This window comes from Nonomuraea sp. NPDC050786, assembly GCF_040654115.1.
Lineage (GTDB): Bacteria > Actinomycetota > Actinomycetes > Streptosporangiales > Streptosporangiaceae > Nonomuraea.
Window position 1 is genome coordinate 201,714 of record NZ_JBFAHJ010000004.1, and the last position, 16,580, is coordinate 218,293.

Here is a 16,580-nt window from a genome sequence, read left to right on the forward strand (position 1 = left end):
AGACGAGTAAGGAGAGGGTAAAGGTTTCGTTCTGCGCATTTAGCTCTCAAGAACTTTTTCAGCTGCTGCTGCCGCAACTCGACCCGCCACCGCAGCTCGACGAGCTCCCGCCGCAGCTCGACGACCCGCAGCTGGACGACCCGCAGCTGGAGGAGCCTCCGCCGAAGTCGTGGCCGCCGAAGGTGGCGCCGTCACCGCCACCGCTGTGGGTCCCGCAGGCGCCGGCGCAGTCGCCTCCGGGGTCGCCGGCCGACAGCTCGTCGCAGAGGCTCCGGTCCCCGGCGTCCTGCAGCCCGTACAGCGCGACGGGCACTCCGACCGCCATGGCCAGCGAGCTCTGGTCGCGCACGCCCCTCGGGTGGTGACTCCGAGCCGACCGCAGGACCTCGCGCCCCGCTCGCGTGACCACGTTCCGCAGCCTGCGCCGCTGCCACGCCGTCCCGAACGCGCCCTCCGGCACGATCAGGCCGCGCGCCTGGAGCCCGGCGGCCAGGCCGGCGAGCGCCGGATGCGCCTCCAGCTCCCGGCGCAGCTCGCCCGCCCGGTAGCCGCCCGGCCGGGCGGCCAGCGCGTCAAGCACGGCCTGCTCGATCGGCACGGGCGAGGGCCGCGCGCCGTGGACGGGGGTGACCTGCGAGCCGCGTGACACGCGAACGGCGCCGGCCGTCGCGAGGACGGCCAGCGCCGTGTTGATGGCCCGCCGCGGCCCGCCGGAGAGGTAGGCCAGCTCATATGAGGAAAGATGGTGGCCGTCGCCGCTCGGCGCGTCGCTGACGCGTCTTCGCTCGTGCTCGACGCTCTTCTCGGCCAGGCTGACCAGCACGACCACACCGATGGCGGCGAACAGCAGGACGTGGTCCATGAGGCCCCCTCCGAGCGGTACGGCAGTCCGTCAAGTCAGACCGCGCCGCCGTACCGCACAAGGGGGTCAGCCCAGCCGGTCCAGCAGGGCGTTGTACTCGTCCCACAGCTCCTTCGGCAGGTGCGAGCCGAACTTGTCGAAGTGGGCCGGGATCCGCGAAGCCTCCTCGCGCCACGCGTCCTTGTCGACCGACAGCAGGGTGCGCAGGTCCTCTTCCGACAGGTCCAGACCCTCGGTGTCGAGGTCGTCCGGGAGCAGGCCGATCGGGGTCGGCACGGCCTTGGCCTCGCCGTTGAGCCGGTCGACGATCCACTTGAGCACGCGGCTGTTCTCGCCGAAGCCGGGCCAGATGAACTTGCCGTCGGCGTTCTTGCGGAACCAGTTGACGTAGTAGATCCGGGGCAGCTTGGCGCCCTTGCGGCGGCCGATGTCCAGCCAGTGGTCGAAGTAGTCGCCCATGTTGTAGCCGCAGAACGGCAGCATGGCGAACGGGTCGTAGCGCAGCTCGCCGACCTTGCCCTCGGCGGCGGCGGTCTTCTCGGAGGCGACGTTGGCTCCGAGGAAGACGCCGTGCTCCCAGCTCAGCGACTCCGTCACCAGCGGCACCGCGGTGGCGCGGCGACCGCCGAACAGGATCGCTGAGATGGGCACGCCCTTGGGATCCTGCCATTCGGGTGCGATGGTCGGGCACTGGGAGGCCGGGGTGGTGAAACGGGCGTTCGGGTGGGCGGCCGGCTCGCCGCTGTCAGGCGTCCAGGAGCGGCCCTTCCAGTCGGTCAGGTGCGCCGGCGGCTCCTCGGTCAGCCCCTCCCACCACACGTCGCCGTCGTCGGTGAGCGCCACGTTGGTGAAGATGCTGTTGCCCCAGAGCGTCCTGATCGCGTTGGCGTTGGTGACCTGGCCGGTGCCGGGCGCGACACCGAAGAAGCCGGCCTCCGGGTTGATCGCGTAGAGGCGGCCGTCGTCGCCGAAGCGCATCCAGGCGATGTCGTCGCCGATCGTCTCCACCTTCCAGCCGGGAATCGTGGGCTGGAGCATGGCGAGGTTGGTCTTACCGCAGGCGCTCGGGAACGCGGCGGCGACGTAGCGGGTCTCGCCGGAGGGCGGGGTGAGCTTGAGAATGAGCATGTGCTCGGCCATCCAGCCCTCGTCGCGGGCCATGGTGCTGGCGATGCGCAGGGCGTAGCACTTCTTGCCGAGCAGGGCGTTGCCGCCGTACCCGGAGCCGTACGACCAGATTTCGCGGGTCTCCGGGAAGTGGCTGATGTACTTGGTGGAGCTGCACGGCCACGGCACGTCCGCCTGGCCGGGCTCCAGAGGCGCACCTACGGAGTGCACGCACTTGACGAAGTCGCCCCTCTTTTCGATGAGCCGGAGTGCCCTCTCCCCCATCCTCGTCATGATCCGCATGGAGACGGCGACGTACGGGGAGTCGGTGATCTCGACGCCGAGCTGCGAGATCTCGCCGCCGAGCGGCCCCATGCAGAACGGCACGACGTACATGGTGCGGCCGCGCATGCAGCCCTTGAACAGTCGGCCGAACGTCCGCCGCATCTCGTCCGGAGCGATCCAGTTGTTGGTGGGCCCCGCGTCCTCCTCACGCTCGGAGCAGATGAAGGTACGGTCCTCCACCCTGGCCACGTCGCTGGGGTCGGACTTGGCGTAGAAGCTGTTGGGCCGGGCGGCCAGCCGCGTGAACGTGCCCTGGTCCACGAGGAGGTTGGTCAGGCGCGTCCACTCCTCCTCGGATCCGTCGCACCATTCGATCCGGTCCGGCTGGGTCAGGGCGGCGATCTCGTTCACCCACGCGGCCAATTCGCTATTGCTGGTCGCTGCGGGCACTTCCACGGAAACGGACACGACTGTGACTCCTCCACTCTCTCAGGGCCCAGTCATCATTAACGACGGAGCGGCATTGTGGCCAATTGGCATAGACCTGTTGGCACTGGCCGTCGTCGCAGGCAGCGGCCCTGACGATTGGGGGAGCCTACCCACGGGGAGCGGATTTAAAAGAGAATTAACACACAGTGGTCCAGTCCAATAGAACTGGTCTAAACCAATTTCCCAAGTGGTTTAGTCCATTTGCGCGACCGTTTCCGCTGGACCGTCTCAGGAATTGACGTCCGGCCCTGCGGAGCGAACCCTGTCGACGTGCTGGAGAGCGTCCCGCAGATCCGCGAGCCACGTGTCGGTGTGCTTCCCGACCAGCCGGACGCACCAGGCAAGCGCGTCACTCCTGCTCCTTGCCACCCCTGCGGCCACGAGCGTGTCGAGAACCTGCCGCTCGGACTGGCGCAGCCTGGTCATGACCGGCACGGAGAGCGTGGTGAACATCACAGTCTCGCCGCCGCAGACCACGCCCCAGGAGACCTTCTGCCGGAACTTGCGCTCTGCCTCCCTGGCGATCTCGATCCGCTGCTCGCGCGTCTCTTCCCTGAACCTTCTGGCCAGCCCCTCGATCAGGGCGAGGCGCTCCGCCTCGGGCACATCGCCGGGGGGATCGGGCAGCGTGCCGAGCACCGCGATCTCCTCGCGGTCCCTGACGATCTCTGGCGCGTCGGTGAACCATCCTTCGGGCAAGCGCCCGGTGAACCAGCCGTGGATCTGCGCTGTCTCGTTGTCCGTTGCCATGTAATCACCATTACACAGTTGCACGAGAAATGCACGCACCGATTCCCGGCCCTGTCGGAGCAGGAGGGTGAGAGTGCGGTCAGCGGACCTTGGCCGCCACGATGGGGCTGACGCGGACGACGCCCGCCAGATTGCGGGTGTGCACCGGGGAGATCTTCACGACGTCTCCGGTACGGGGCGCCTGGATCATCTTCCCGCCACCCCAGTAGATCGCCACATGGGAGATGTAACCGGGATTGGTCGGATCGGAGCGCCAGAAGAGAAGATCGCCCGGTTGGGCCTGCGACAACGAGACCTGGGGCCCGGTCACCCACTGCTGGTGCGTCACCCGGGGCATCCGCACCCCCGCCTGGGCGAAGGCCCATTGGACCAGGCCGGAGCAGTCGAACGTGTCCGGCCCCTCGGCGCCCCACACGTACGGCCGGCCCAGCTTGGAGGCGGCGGCCTTCAGCGCCACGGTGATCTGCTCGCCGGTCATGAACGACCCTGCGGGCCAGCTGCGCGTCCGGGTCTGCGGCTGGGGCAGCACGGGGTTGACCATGGCCACCTGCGTGCCCTTGGGCAGCACCTTGAGTATGGACTTGCGCAGCGTGTCGGAGTTGGCGTCCGGGGCGCTCACGATGAGCGCGTTGTCGCGGGGGAGCCCCAGGGCGCGGCCGACGTCCTTGGACACGACGGCGTCCACCGCGCCGAACCCGGTGGTGGCGTACGCGCCGATCCGCAGCGTCCCCGCCGGGCCCGCCACCCGCCTGTGCAGCGTGAGCCCGCCGTCGTTGCCCAGTACGAACGACACGGCCACATCACCGGCGGCGACGTTCTGCCAGAGCGGGTCGGACGAAGCGGTCACCTTGGGCGTGTACGAGCGAAACGTGGATGGATTTACCGCGAGCGTCTGCACCCGCTTGCCGTCGAGCGTGATCGACGCCGCGTCGGCCAGCTCGAGCGCCCGCACCCCGCGCAGCTTCGCGACCTTCTGTAACAGCTCGTTGGTGAACGGCTTGCGGGTCAGCACGAACAGGTTGGGCTTGTGCAGCTTCTTCAGCGGCGCCACCGGCTGGAGCGTCATAGCGGGCTGCTGCTGCGCCGGCGGTTGCTGCGCCGGCTGCTGCTGCGCCGGCGGTTGCTGCCGGCGCTGCTGAGCCATCAGCGTCGACTTGGGCGTGGCCTGGGCGCGTACGGGCTGCCCAGCCTCCTGCTCGGGCCGCACCAGCAGCAGCACATCGGCGGTCAGCACCGCGACCAGCGCCACCACGATGAACGGCACCAGCTTGTACGTGTCGCGCCGCTTACGAGACTTGACCAGGAAGCTGAGGTCCTGCCGGATCCCCGTGGCACGCGAAAAATCCGCCGGGCCGACGTGGGCCCGGCGGTCGTCATGCGGGGGGGTCAGTTGCCGATGTACGGCACTGCCTCGAGGATCTCGACGGTGTTCTGGCGCCCGTTGGGCAGCGAGTAGGTCGCCTTCTCCCCGATCTTCTTCCCGTTGATCGCCGCACCCAGCGGCGACTTCGGCGAGTAGACGTCGATCGGTGCTCCGCTCTCCTCGCGGGAGGCGAGCAGGAAGGTGACCTCGTCGTCGTCGCCGACGAACCGGATGGTCACGGTCATGCCGGGGCCCACCACGCCCTCGGCCTTGGGCGCCTCTCCCACCTGGGCGTTGTCGAGGATCTGCCGGAGGTGGAAGATGCGGGCCTCCATCTTGCCCTGCTCGTCCTTGGCGGCGTGGTAGCCGCCGTTCTCACGCAGGTCGCCCTCTTCGCGGGCGGCTTCGATCTTCTTGGCGATGTCGACGCGCCCGGGGCCAGAGAGATATTCGTACTCCGCCTTCAGGCGGTCGTACGCCTCCTGCGTCAGCCATGTGACGTTCTCATCGCGAGAGTCGGCCACGGGTTCTCCTTGCTTGCCTAGGGGGCCCTGAGGTCACTTGAGGTTACGTGTGGTTGAATTGCGAAAGGCTAACAAGTCAACCGCTCCCACGCTTCCCCAAATGTCTCACTATACGAGATTGCAGTACTGGATGTGGACGGAAGTGGCCTGACCACTCGTGTCGAGGCTTTCCTTGATCTGCTTACTACCCTCCCCAGCCGGGATTCTTACTTCCTTGCTGCCCACTTCCGTGTGATAGACGTCCAGCGCCCTGATCCGGCAGACCGCCACCCTATCGTCTGGCTTGTACACCTCAAAGGTGATCTCAGCGCGATTCGCGCTTTCGATGTTGAACGTCACCACCTGCGACGGAGCCTCCGAGCCGCCGGCCGTCATGGACCACATGACGTACCCCCAGCCGCCGGCGATGATGGCCACCAGCACGCCGATCACGACGTGGACGACGAGCCGGCCGCCGCGCTTGGGACGGTCCGGGAAGTCGTCGGGTGTGCCGAGAACTGGTCCGTTCTCGACATCTCTGGTCGCCATGGCGGAATCTCCCTGCACTCCCTGAGCGTTATCCGAGACAATTGTCGCCCGCGGGGGGTGTGCCCTCGCGACCGCCCAGCAGAAACTAGCCTCTCTGGGCGAGTGACCGGTCCCGACTGAGGAGACATCGAGCCCGTGAGTGCACCGCTGAGGCTGATGGCCGTCCACGCCCACCCCGATGACGAGTCGAGCAAGGGCGCCGCCACGATGGCGCGTTACGTGCGCGAAGGCGTGGAAGTGCTGGTCTGTACCCTCACGGGCGGTGAGCGCGGATCCGTGCTCAACCCCAAGATGGACCGGCCGGAGATCGTGGCCAACATCGCCGCGGTGCGCAAGGCCGAGATGGACCGGGCCCGCGAGATCCTCGGCGTGCAGCAGCGTTTCATGGGCTTCGTCGACTCCGGCCTGCCGGAGAACGAGGACGAGGCCCTGCCTGAGGGCTGCTTCGCCTTGCAGAAGCTGGAGGACGCCGCTGCGCCCCTGGTGGCGGCCGTCCGCGAGTTCAGGCCGCATGTGATCATCACGTACGACGACGACGGCGGCTATCCGCACCCCGACCACATCATGACCAACAGGGTCTCCGTGGAGGCCTTCGAGGCGGCCGGAGACCCCGACCGCTACCCCGGCACCGGCGACCCCTGGCAGCCGCTGAAGCTCTACTACCAGATGGGCTTCACCAAGGAGCGCTTCGAGGCGCTGCACGAGGCGATGACCTCGCGCGGCCTGGGCTCCCCGTACGCCGACTGGATCGCCCGCTGGGAGGACCGCCCGGCCAAGTGGCCGGTGACCACGCGGGTGCCGTGCGCCGACTACTTCGACATCCGCGACCAGGCCCTGCTGGCGCACGCCACCCAGATCGACCCCGACAGCTGGTGGTTCGTCTGCCCGCGCGAGCTGCAGCAGGAGATCTGGCCGACCGAGGACTACCACCTGGCGCGCTCGCTGGTGGACACCGAGCTGCCCGAGGACGACCTGTTCGCCGGCATCCACGCCGAGGACGTCTCCCCCGCCTGCCACTGACGGGACCACCCGCCCTGAGTGGCAGACTGGAAGTGTGAACGTTCTAGCAGCAGGTGATGTGAGTCCGGGCCTGCTCGGCTTCCTCGTCGTCGCCTTTCTCGGGTTCGCCCTCTACTTCCTGATCAAGTCGATGAACAAGCAGATGTCGAAGATCCAGGTGCCGCACGAGGGCGACACGGACGACAAGAAGGCCGAGTAGATGTCGATCGAGATAGTCGACAACTCGACGGAGAGCCGGTTCGAGGTCCTCTTGGACGGCAAGGTCGCCGGCTTCGCCGACTACCGGCTGCTGCCCACGAAGATCGTGTTCACGCACACCGAGGTGCTGCCCGCGTACGAGGGGCAGGGGCTGGCGAGCAAGCTGGTCGGATACGCGCTCCAGGCGAGCGCCGACACCGGCCTGCGCGTCGTGCCCCTGTGCCCGTACGTCGCGAAGTACATCGAGCGCCACCCCGAGTTCCAGGAGCTGGTCGACGCCTCATTCGGCGGCAGGTGACCAGGCGCGTTCCAGGGCCTTGGGCAGCCCCCACCAGCCCAGCGGGGTGAGCACCTCGCTCCGGTCGACGATGCCGAGCTGGGCCCACAGGCCCACCACCGACGCGAACAGCGCCTCCGTCGTGTCGAGGTCGTCGTCGTCCTGGTCGTCGACGTCGATGTCCTCCGACTCGGCGATGAGCCGCGCGATCCGCTCGGGCGAGGCGAGCACGCCGGGGCCGAGCCTGGTCAGCGCCGCCACCCCGGCCAGCCAGTCGGCGTGCTGGATCGCGCAGAGGTTGGCCAGCGTGACGTCCTCCCTGCTGAGCTCCCTGTCGAGATCGGCGAACTCCTCCAGCGCGTCCCCGCCCTCCGACAGGTCCGAGATGGGTCCGGCGATGCCCGCCGCCACCGCCAGCCAGAGCTCCTCGTCGTCGTCCGGCATCGGGGCGTCGTCGAACCCGGCGCAGGCCCGCAGCACGTTGCCGGGATAGCCGGGCTCGGCGAGCAGCTCACGCAGGCGCGCGGCGGCCGCCTCCAGGTCACCGACCGGCCGCTCGGGCTGCTCGGGCAGGCCCGCGACGATGCGCCGCAGCTCCGACAGCGCGAACGCCTCCTCCTCGTCCCAGGCCGCGAACAGCTCCTCGTCCTGCTCGTCGCTCACCGCGTACCCGGGCACCCTGCCGTCGGGCAGCGGCGTGCTGAGCCAGCGCTCCTGCAGCTCCTCGTACGCGCCGCGGGCCTCCTGGTCGCCCGTGACCAGCGCGTCGGGGTCGATCTCGCCGGCCTCCATCCTCTCCTCCAGGTACGCGACGAGCCGCGCGAACATCTCCGCCGCCACGGGCCCGCGCTCGTCCTCCTCCGGCCAGACGAAGTAGCCGGGCGTCATAAGTATCGGCTCGGTGCCGGTGGACTCGACCCACCGCTGCACGTCACCGACCGTGGCGACGCCGGACTCGATGGAGCTGAGCGTGGCCTTGGCGGACTCCCAGAAGGGGACGGAGAGCGGGTTGCCCGCCGACATCATCGCCCGCCGCAGGTCGGGCAGCGCCACCAGCGCCACTCCCGACGGTACGGCGAGCAGCGCGCGTGCCACGTCCCTGCGCGTGACGGCGTTCGCGGGGCGTCCTGCGTGGGCGCAGAGGAAGTCCATATCCACGCCCTGTAACCTACGCCGTCCCACCCTCCCGGGTCAGCCGCCTGCCGGGTCACGGCCCGACTAGGCTGATCAGGGGAGGTCCTGATGAACCGCTTGAAAGACGCCACAAGCCCTTATCTGCTCCAGCACGCGGACAACCCGGTGGACTGGCACCCGTGGGGCGAGGAGGCGTTCGCGGAGGCCAGGCGGCGCGATGTGCCGCTGCTCATCAGCGTCGGCTACTCGGCGTGCCACTGGTGCCATGTCATGGCACACGAGAGCTTCGAGGACGCCGAAACCGCGCGCCTCATGAACGAGCACTTCGTCAACATCAAGGTCGACCGCGAGGAGCGGCCGGACGTGGACGCCGTCTACATGGGCGCCACGCAGGCCATGACCCGCCAGGGCGGCTGGCCGATGACGGTGTTCGCGACGCCCGAGGGTCACCCGTTCTACTGCGGCACCTACTTCCCGCGCCCCCACTTCCAGCGCCTGCTCACCGAGGTGCACAACGTGTGGGTGGGCGACCGGGAGACGGTGCTGGAGCAGGGCGCCAAGGTGGTCGAGGCGCTCAACGCGGGCACCACGCTGCCCAGCGGGGCCGTACCCGACGAGGAGACGCTGGCGCGGGCCGTGCGCAATCTGCGCGAGGAGTTCGACGCCGCGAACGGCGGGTTCGGCGGGGCGCCGAAGTTCCCGCCGTCGATGGCGCTGGAGTTCCTGCTGCGCTCCGGCGAGCGCGAGATGAGCGGCAGGACGCTCGAGGCGATGGCCCGCGGCGGCATGTACGACCAGCTCGGCGGCGGGTTCGCGCGCTACAGCGTGGACGCGGAGTGGGTGGTGCCGCACTTCGAGAAGATGCTCTACGACAACGCGCTCCTGCTGCGCGTCTACACGCACTGGTGGAAGGCGGGCGGCGGCGAGCTGGCGCGGCGCGTGGCGCTGGAGACGGCCGACTGGATGCTGCGCGAGCTGCGCACGAAGGAGGGCGGGTTCGCCTCGGCGCTCGACGCCGACAGCGAGGGCGTGGAGGGCAAGTTCTACGTCTGGACGCCCGAGGAGTTCCGCGACGTGCTCGGCGAGGACGACCGCCGCTGGGCCCAGGAGCTCTTCGTGGTGACGGTGACCGGCACGTTCGAGCACGGCGCGTCCGTGCTGCAGCTCCCGCGCGACCCCGACGACCCCGTGCGCTACGCGGGCGTCCGCGGCCGGCTGCTCGCCGCCAGGGACCAGCGGGTACGTCCGGGGCGCGACGACAAGGTCGTGGCCTCGTGGAACGGCCTGGCCATCGCGGCGCTGGCGGAGACCGGCCTGGCGTTCGAGCGGCCCGACCTCGTGGCCGCGGCCACGGACGCGGCCGAACTGCTCGCGAGCACGCACGTGGTGGACGGCAGGCTGCTGCGTACGTCCAAGGACGGCAGGGCCGGCACGAACGCCGGCGTGCTCGACGACTACGCCAACCTGGCAGAGGGCCTGATCTCCCTGTACGGCGTGACCGGCGACGCCAGGTGGCTGCGGCTGGCGGGGTCGCTGCTCGACACCGTGCTCGACAGGTTCGCCGACGGCAAGGGCGGCTTCTACGACACGGCGGACGACGCCGAGCGGCTCTTCCAGCGGCCGCAGGACCCCACGGACAACGCCACCCCGTCAGGCCAGTACGCGGCCGCGGGCGCGCTGCTCTCCTACGGCGCGCTGACCGGCTCCACGCGGCACAGGGAGGCCGCCCACGCCGCGCTCGGCACCGTGTCCGTGCTGGCCACGGGGCACGCCAGGTTCGCCGGGTGGGGGCTGTCCGTGGCACGGGCGGCGCTGGACGGCCCCGTGGAGGTCGCCGTGATCGGGCCGGCCGACGACCCGCGTACGGTGGCGCTGCACCGGCAGGCGCTGCTGGCCGACGTGCCCGGGCTGGTGGTCGCTCGCGGCCCCGGCGACTTCCCCGAGCTGCTGGAGGGCCGCGGGCTCGTCGGCGGGGCGCCGGCCGCCTACGTGTGCAGGGGATTCACCTGCCGCATGCCCGTGACCACGATCGAGGAGCTCCGGGCCGAGCTGGCCGGATGACCCCGCACGGCGTCGGCCGCCTGTCGGTCGCGGGTCAGCCGCGTGCCGGCCGGTCCGTGCGCTGGCCGGTCTGGGGGCGGCCCGTGTTCGGGTCGGTGCCCGTGTCGCCCCCGGTCGTCGGGACGGGGGCCTGCGTGGCCGGCGGCTCCGTCTGCTGGGGCGGCGGGTCCTGCTGCCCGTCCTGTCCGTCGCCGTTGTCGCTCGGCGGGCCGGTCGACGGCGGAGCCGTGGTCGTGGGATCGCTGGTGTGGGGGTCGGGCGTGCTGTTCCAGTCGTTCGGGTACGTCGGAGACGTGTAGTCCTGCCGGGGAACGTCCTGGTTGGTGTCGGGCGTCGAGTAGTCAGGTCCCCAGCCGTAGTCGGACGGCTCCGGGAACTCCTCCACCGGCTTGCCCGCCATCGCCTCGGTCATGAACGCCCGCCAGATCTGCGCCGGCAGCTGCCCGCCGAACTGCGTGCCGTACCCGGGGATCGTGACGGTGGCGTTGTCCTCCCTGAACATGTCGACCGCGACGGCGAGCTGCGGCGTGAAGCCGTTGAACCAGACCGACTTCGACTTGTCCGTGGTGCCCGTCTTGCCGGCCACCGGGCGGTCGTAGAGCCGGGCGGCGGTGCCGGTGCCGTACTTGACGACCTGCTGCATCGCGTACGTGGTGTCCGCGGCGGCCTGCTCGCTGACCACCCGCGTCGCGACCGGCTCGATGACCTTCTTCTTGCCCTTCGCGTCGGTGACCGACATCACCACGTGGGCCTCCATGTGCGTGCCCTTGTTGGCGAAGGTGGAGAAGCCCGAGGCGTTCTGGACGGCGCTGACCGAGGAGACGCCGAGCGGGAAGGACGCGTAGGCCTGCTGCTGCTCGATCTGCGCCTTGGGGATGCCCGCCTTCTCGGCGACGGCGGCGACCTTGTCCAGGCCGACCTTCTGGCCGAGGTCCACGAACGCGGTGTTGACCGAGTTCTGGGTGGCCCGCACCAGGTTGATCTGGCCGTACGAACGGTCGCTGTCGTTGGGGATCGGCTTCGGGTCCGACGCCACGCGCATCGGAGAGTTGCCGTTGACCCTGGTGGACAGGTCGAAGCCGTTGTCGAGCGCCGCCGCCAGCGTGTACGGCTTGAAGGTCGAACCGGCCTGGACCTTGGACGAGAACGCGCTGTCCCAGTGCTCCGACTGCGAAGGCTTGCCCCCGTAGAAGGCGACGATCTCACCGGTGGCCGGATCGACGGCCGCGAGCCCCGTACGGACCTTCTTGGGCGTCGAGTCGGGCAGCACGTCCTTGACGGCCCGCTGGGCCGCCTGCATGAGCTTCTTGTCGAACGTGGTGACGATCTTCAGGCCGCCGCCGTTGATGTCCTCGTCGGTGTAGCCGCGCCGGTTGAGCTCGGCCGTCACCTGCTCCAGCATGTACTGGGCCTGGCCCTTGAGCTCGAACGGCTTCTTAGGGGCGGCGAGCTGGGGGAAGCGCTGGGCGGCGACCTGCTCGGGCGTCAGCGCCCCCGTCTGGCCCATCGCGTCGATCACCGACTGCCAGCGCGCCTTGGCCGCATCGAGATCGGCGCCCTTGGGGTCGGCGAACCGGCTGGGCTGCTGGATCACCGCCGCGAGGTAGGCGCCCTCGGCCACGCTGAGCTGGTCGACGTGCTTGCCGAAGTAGGCGCGGGCGGCCGACTCGACGCCGTTGGCGCCGCGGCCGAAGTAGATCGTGTTGAGGTACTGCTCCAGCACCCAGTCCTTCGACTTGGACTGGTCGACCTTCATCGCGATCAGGATCTCTTTGAACTTCCGGGTGACGGAGCGCTCCTGGCTGAGGCCGCTGTAGTAGTTGCGTACGAGCTGCTGGGTGATCGTCGAGCCGCCCTGGAGCTGCTGCCCGCTGACGGTGGACCAGACGGCCCGCGCGGTGCCCTTGACCGACACGCCGCCGTCCTCGTAGAAGGAGCGGTTCTCCGCCGCGATGACCGCGTCGCGCACGTGCTTGGGCACCTTGGCCAGCTCGACGTTCTTGCGGTCGATGCCCTGGCGGGCGATCACGCTCTTGCCGTCGCGGTAATAGATCACCGACCCCTGAGCGGTGGCCTCCTTCTGCGTGGAGTCGGGAATGGGGGTCATGGCCCACGCGACCGCGAAAAGCCCGACGAGCACGAGGATCCCTGCACCACAAGAAATCAGTAGAAGCCGGAGAATCCGCCGTTTTCGCATCCCGTTACCACCGCCGCTCCGCACCCCGACCCCCTCGTCAACCCTTGGACAACCCCCGCAAGCTGGGCGAATGCCAAGGGTAAACGATCGATATCGGTGCCCCGTCCCACAGCGATAGTACGGCGGGAGCTAGCTTCTGCGCGGGACATCGGCGACCAACGGCAGCACTCTGTATGGAACCGGTGTGTCCAGGGCGATGATCGAATTAGTCCTGAGCACACCCTGAACGTCCACTATCCGGTCGATAACCCGTTGAAGATCGGCATTCGTCCGCGCGACCACGCGGCAGAGCAGATCGCTGTCACCGGTGATCGTGTGCACCTCCAGCACCTCGGGGATCGCGGCCAGCCGGTCGGCCACCGGATCGTGCCCGGCGACCTGCCGGATCTCCATGCTGACGAACGCGGTGACGCCGTAGCCGAGGGCCTCGGGCGACACGTCGGGCCCGAAGCCCGTGATCACGCCCCTGGCGATCAGCCGGTCGAGCCGGGCCTGCACGGTGCCGCGGGCCACGGCGAGCCGGCGCGAGCATTCGAGCACGCCCAGGCGGGGCTCCTCCGTCAGGAGCGCGATCAGCCGGGCGTCAAGGTCATCGATCGTCATACTGTACAGATTTACCGGACATTTCGCGGAGAAGCTAGGCAGCTTGTCCACCGGATCAGGTAACTGTTGCGCAGCTCGCCCAGGAAAATCGACAGTTGGTCTTATGAATGACGCTTTTCCGGTCAACGGCATGGACGCCGTCGTGTTCGCCGTGGGCAACGCCAAGCAGGCGGCCCACTATTACTCGGCCGCGTTCGGCATGAGGTTGGTGGCCTACCGCGGCCCCGAGAACGGCAGCCGCGACGAGGTCGCGTACGTGCTGGTCTCGGGCGGCGCCACGTTCGAGTTCCGTGCTTCCCTCCGCCCGGGCACGGACCTGGCCAGGCACGTGGCCGAGCACGGTGACGGGGTGATCGACCTGGCCATCGCGGTGCCCGACGTCGAGGCGGGGTACGCGCACGCGGTCGCCCACGGGGCCAGGGGGCTGGCGGAGCCGTACACGATGGAGGACGAGCACGGCAAGGTGCAGATCGCGGCCATCGCCACCTACGGCGAGACCCGGCACACGCTGGTCGACAGGTCCAACTACGGCGGCCCTTACCTGCCCGGATACGTGGCGGCCGAGCCGCTGGTCGCGCCCCCCGGCACCAAGAACGGGCGGCTCTTCCAGGCGATCGACCACTGCGTCGGCAACGTCGAGCTGGGCAAGATGGACGAGTGGGTGGAGTTCTACCGCAAGGTGATGGGCTTCACGAACATGGCCGAGTTCGTCGGCGACGACATCGCCACCGAGTACTCCGCGCTCATGTCCAAGGTCGTGGCGGACGGCTCGCGCAAGGTCAAGTTCCCGCTGAACGAGCCGGCCGTCAGCCGCAGGAAGTCGCAGATCGACGAGTTCCTGGAGTTCTACGGCGGGCCGGGCGTCCAGCACATCGCGCTGGCCACCAACGACATCCTGACCACGGTCGACCACATGCGGGAGGCCGGCGTCCAGTTCCTGGACACGCCCGACTCGTACTACGACGACCCCGAGCTGCGGGCGCGCATCGGGCAGGTGCGGGCGCCGATCGAGGAGCTCAAGCGGCGGAAGATCCTCGTGGACCGCGACGAGGACGGCTACCTGCTGCAGATCTTCACCAAGCCGGTGCAGGACCGGCCCACCGTGTTCTTCGAGCTGATCGAGCGGCACGGGTCGCTCGGGTTCGGCAAGGGCAACTTCAAGGCCCTGTTCGAGGCGATCGAGCGGGAGCAGGAACGGAGGGGCAACCTTTAGTTTGCCCCGACTTAGTGGTGGTGATCAGGACATCATGGGATCACCACCGGGGCTGGCGGGACGCTGGCGACGCCTGTTCGCCGGCGTCCTCGACTGGCTCATCGTCAACGTCGTCTCCGCCCTCTTCACGTTTCCGAGCTGGGAGTACGTCTGGGACCGGGGCAGAGGCGCGTGGGAACGCTATCCGGTGGAGCACACCTTCCTGGCCGGGCTCGTGGCCTTTCTGTACTTCTGGCTGCTGCACGCCTTCTGGAACGGCCAGACCCTGGGCAAGAGGCTGTTCGGCATGCGGGTCGTCCAGGAGCGCGGCGCCCGGATCACCGTGGCCCAGGCGGCGGTGAGGCAGGCCGTGGCGTCCGGGCTCGAGTGGCTATGCTGCGTCGGCATGCTGGTGGACCTCGCCTGGATCCTCTTCGACCCGCGCAAACAAGCCCTGCATGACAAGGTGGCCAGGACGGTCGTCGTCAACGCGTAACTCAGCGTAAGATTCTGGTCACGATTTGAAGGGGGCTCGTAAGCCGATGCGTTCCTACAAGCGCTGGGTGGCACTGACGGCGGCGCTGATCAGCGTGCTGGGCTGCGCGCCCGCGGACAAACCGCCGTCGCTCGCCGACCATCGGCTCGACGACCCGCCGCCGCTCACCGAATACCGGCCGGGCGCGGCCGGCATCGGCGACCCCGACTTCCCTACCGACGGCAACGGCGGCTACGACGTCTCCCACTACGACCTGGACATCGACTACGTGCCGGCGACCAAGCAGCTCCACGGGGTGGCCACCATCAAGGCCGCGGCCACCCAGGACCTGTCGAGCTTCAACCTCGACTTCTCCGGGCTGACCGTGAGCAAGGTCACTGTCGACAACGCCAACGCGACGTTCCGCCGCCAGGGCAGCGAGCTGACCGTGACGCCTTCCGAGCCGATCGACGTCAAGTCCCGCTTCACCGTCAAGGTCACCTACGCGGGGCAGCCTCAGCCGATCCGGGACAGCGCCAACCTGGGCACGTTCGGATTCGTCGCGACCCCTGACGGCGCTTTCGTGGCCTCCGAGCCTGACGGCTCCAAGACCTGGTTCCCCAACAACGATCACCCGGCCGACAAGGCCACATATGACTTCACGATCACCGTCCCCGCCGGGGTGACCGCCCTGGCCAACGGCGAGCTCGTCGGGCGGCCCACGACCGCCCAGGGTAAGACCACCTTCCGGTGGCGCGAGCGGCAGCCGATGGCGAGCTATCTGGCGACGGCCACGATGGGCAAGTTCGACCTGCGCGAGGGCCGCACGGCCGCCGGCATCCCGGAGACCGCCGCCGTCGATCCCAAGTTCAAGACCTCGCTCGACAAGCTCTTCAAGCTCTCCGGTGAGATCACCGACTACTGGTCCACGGTCTTCGGCCCCTACCCCTTCTCCTCGACCGGGGGCATCGTCGACGACTTCGCCGCCGGTTACGCGCTGGAAAATCAGACCAAGCCGCTCTACGGGGGCTTCGAGCCCGACCCGAGCATCATCGCCCACGAGCTGGCCCACCAGTGGTTCGGCGACAGCCTGTCCATCAAGCGCTGGAGCGAGCTCTGGCTCAACGAGGGCTTCGCCACGTACGCCGAGTGGCTCTGGTCGGAGCACAAGGGCGGCAAGACCGCCGAGGCGATCTTCAACCAGGAGCACGCCCGCCCGGCGGAAGACCCGATCTGGGCCTACCCGGCAGGGCGGGCCAAGCCCGAGGACCTGTTCAACGCGTCGGTCTACGCCCGCGGCGCCATGACGCTGCACGCCCTGCGCAAGGCCATCGGCGACGCCACGTTCTTCAAGCTGCTCAAGACGTGGACCGCCGACCACCGCTACGGTCACGTCACGACGGAGGAGTTCATCCGCCTCGCCGAGCAGCTGTCCGGCAAGAACCTCCGCCCGCTCTTCGACGCCTGGCTCTTCCAGCCCCAACGCCCCGCCTGAGCCGTACGGAAACGCTTCTC

Annotated in this window: 16 protein-coding genes; 7 read left to right on the forward strand and 9 right to left on the reverse strand. The window is 68.9% G+C overall.

Annotated features, from left to right (window positions below; translation table 11 throughout):
- Nucleotides 1–58: 58 nt before the first annotated feature.
- The 6 genes from AB0H84_RS10925 to AB0H84_RS10950 form a co-directional block, all read right to left on the reverse strand.
- The gene (locus AB0H84_RS10925; RefSeq protein WP_357601500.1) at nucleotides 59–862 is read right to left on the reverse strand and encodes a TIGR04222 domain-containing membrane protein; all 804 of its coding nucleotides are present in this window, start codon (nucleotides 860–862) and stop codon (nucleotides 59–61) included.
- Nucleotides 863–928: 66 nt separating this feature from the next.
- Nucleotides 929–2,722 carry a phosphoenolpyruvate carboxykinase (GTP) gene (locus AB0H84_RS10930; RefSeq protein WP_357601503.1) on the reverse strand — a complete coding sequence of 598 codons (1,794 nt, stop codon included), beginning with the start codon at nucleotides 2,720–2,722 and terminating at the stop codon, nucleotides 929–931.
- A gap of 249 nt (nucleotides 2,723–2,971) precedes the next feature.
- A complete protein-coding gene (locus AB0H84_RS10935) occupies nucleotides 2,972–3,493 on the reverse strand; it encodes a hypothetical protein (protein WP_357601506.1) in 522 nt (173 codons plus the stop codon).
- A gap of 79 nt (nucleotides 3,494–3,572) precedes the next feature.
- Nucleotides 3,573–4,757: a C40 family peptidase gene (locus AB0H84_RS10940; RefSeq protein ID WP_357601509.1), complete on the reverse strand. Its 1,185-nt coding sequence runs from the start codon at nucleotides 4,755–4,757 to the stop codon at nucleotides 3,573–3,575.
- Between the two features lie 122 nt (nucleotides 4,758–4,879).
- Complete coding sequence (greA, locus tag AB0H84_RS10945) at nucleotides 4,880–5,380, reverse strand: transcription elongation factor GreA (protein WP_043628806.1); 501 nt, start codon at nucleotides 5,378–5,380, stop codon at nucleotides 4,880–4,882.
- Nucleotides 5,381–5,488: 108 nt separating this feature from the next.
- On the reverse strand, nucleotides 5,489–5,908 hold the full coding sequence (locus AB0H84_RS10950; protein WP_357601512.1) for a DUF4307 domain-containing protein: 420 nt from the start codon (nucleotides 5,906–5,908) through the stop codon (nucleotides 5,489–5,491).
- 135 nt (nucleotides 5,909–6,043) lie between these two features.
- On the opposite strand from AB0H84_RS10950, the gene mca reads away from it, so the two are divergent.
- Genes mca through AB0H84_RS10965 form a run of 3 tightly spaced genes read left to right on the forward strand, consistent with a single transcriptional unit; the run spans nucleotide 6,044 to nucleotide 7,424 of the window.
- The gene (gene mca / locus AB0H84_RS10955; protein WP_357601514.1) at nucleotides 6,044–6,928 is read left to right on the forward strand and encodes a mycothiol conjugate amidase Mca; all 885 of its coding nucleotides are present in this window, start codon (nucleotides 6,044–6,046) and stop codon (nucleotides 6,926–6,928) included.
- 34 nt (nucleotides 6,929–6,962) lie between these two features.
- Nucleotides 6,963–7,127: a hypothetical protein gene (locus AB0H84_RS10960; RefSeq protein WP_357601517.1), complete on the forward strand. Its 165-nt coding sequence runs from the start codon at nucleotides 6,963–6,965 to the stop codon at nucleotides 7,125–7,127.
- Nucleotides 7,128–7,424, forward strand: coding sequence for a GNAT family N-acetyltransferase (locus AB0H84_RS10965; RefSeq protein ID WP_357601520.1), 297 nt, complete (start codon nucleotides 7,128–7,130; stop codon nucleotides 7,422–7,424).
- Here AB0H84_RS10965 and AB0H84_RS10970 read toward each other — a convergent pair.
- On the reverse strand, nucleotides 7,407–8,555 hold the full coding sequence (locus tag AB0H84_RS10970) for a hypothetical protein (RefSeq protein WP_357602027.1): 1,149 nt from the start codon (nucleotides 8,553–8,555) through the stop codon (nucleotides 7,407–7,409). The genes AB0H84_RS10965 and AB0H84_RS10970 overlap by 18 nt on opposite strands.
- A 90-nt stretch (nucleotides 8,556–8,645) precedes the next feature.
- Between AB0H84_RS10970 and AB0H84_RS10975 the strand changes: the two genes are divergently transcribed.
- Nucleotides 8,646–10,598: a thioredoxin domain-containing protein gene (locus AB0H84_RS10975; RefSeq protein WP_357601522.1), complete on the forward strand. Its 1,953-nt coding sequence runs from the start codon at nucleotides 8,646–8,648 to the stop codon at nucleotides 10,596–10,598.
- 34 nt (nucleotides 10,599–10,632) lie between these two features.
- On the opposite strand, the gene AB0H84_RS10980 is transcribed toward AB0H84_RS10975, so the two are convergent.
- Nucleotides 10,633–12,738, reverse strand: coding sequence for a transglycosylase domain-containing protein (locus AB0H84_RS10980; protein ID WP_357601525.1), 2,106 nt, complete (start codon nucleotides 12,736–12,738; stop codon nucleotides 10,633–10,635).
- Between the two features lie 186 nt (nucleotides 12,739–12,924).
- Complete coding sequence (locus AB0H84_RS10985; protein ID WP_357601527.1) at nucleotides 12,925–13,398, reverse strand: Lrp/AsnC family transcriptional regulator; 474 nt, start codon at nucleotides 13,396–13,398, stop codon at nucleotides 12,925–12,927.
- Between the two features lie 103 nt (nucleotides 13,399–13,501).
- Between AB0H84_RS10985 and hppD the strand changes: the two genes are divergently transcribed.
- Genes hppD through AB0H84_RS11000 form a run of 3 tightly spaced genes read left to right on the forward strand, consistent with a single transcriptional unit; the run spans nucleotide 13,502 to nucleotide 16,560 of the window.
- Nucleotides 13,502–14,611: a 4-hydroxyphenylpyruvate dioxygenase gene (gene hppD, locus AB0H84_RS10990; protein ID WP_357601530.1), complete on the forward strand. Its 1,110-nt coding sequence runs from the start codon at nucleotides 13,502–13,504 to the stop codon at nucleotides 14,609–14,611.
- 34 nt (nucleotides 14,612–14,645) lie between these two features.
- Nucleotides 14,646–15,086 carry an RDD family protein gene (locus tag AB0H84_RS10995; protein WP_357601533.1) on the forward strand — a complete coding sequence of 147 codons (441 nt, stop codon included), beginning with the start codon at nucleotides 14,646–14,648 and terminating at the stop codon, nucleotides 15,084–15,086.
- 46 nt (nucleotides 15,087–15,132) lie between these two features.
- A complete protein-coding gene (locus AB0H84_RS11000) occupies nucleotides 15,133–16,560 on the forward strand; it encodes a M1 family metallopeptidase (RefSeq protein ID WP_357601536.1) in 1,428 nt (475 codons plus the stop codon).
- The last annotated feature ends 20 nt before the right edge of the window (nucleotides 16,561–16,580 follow it).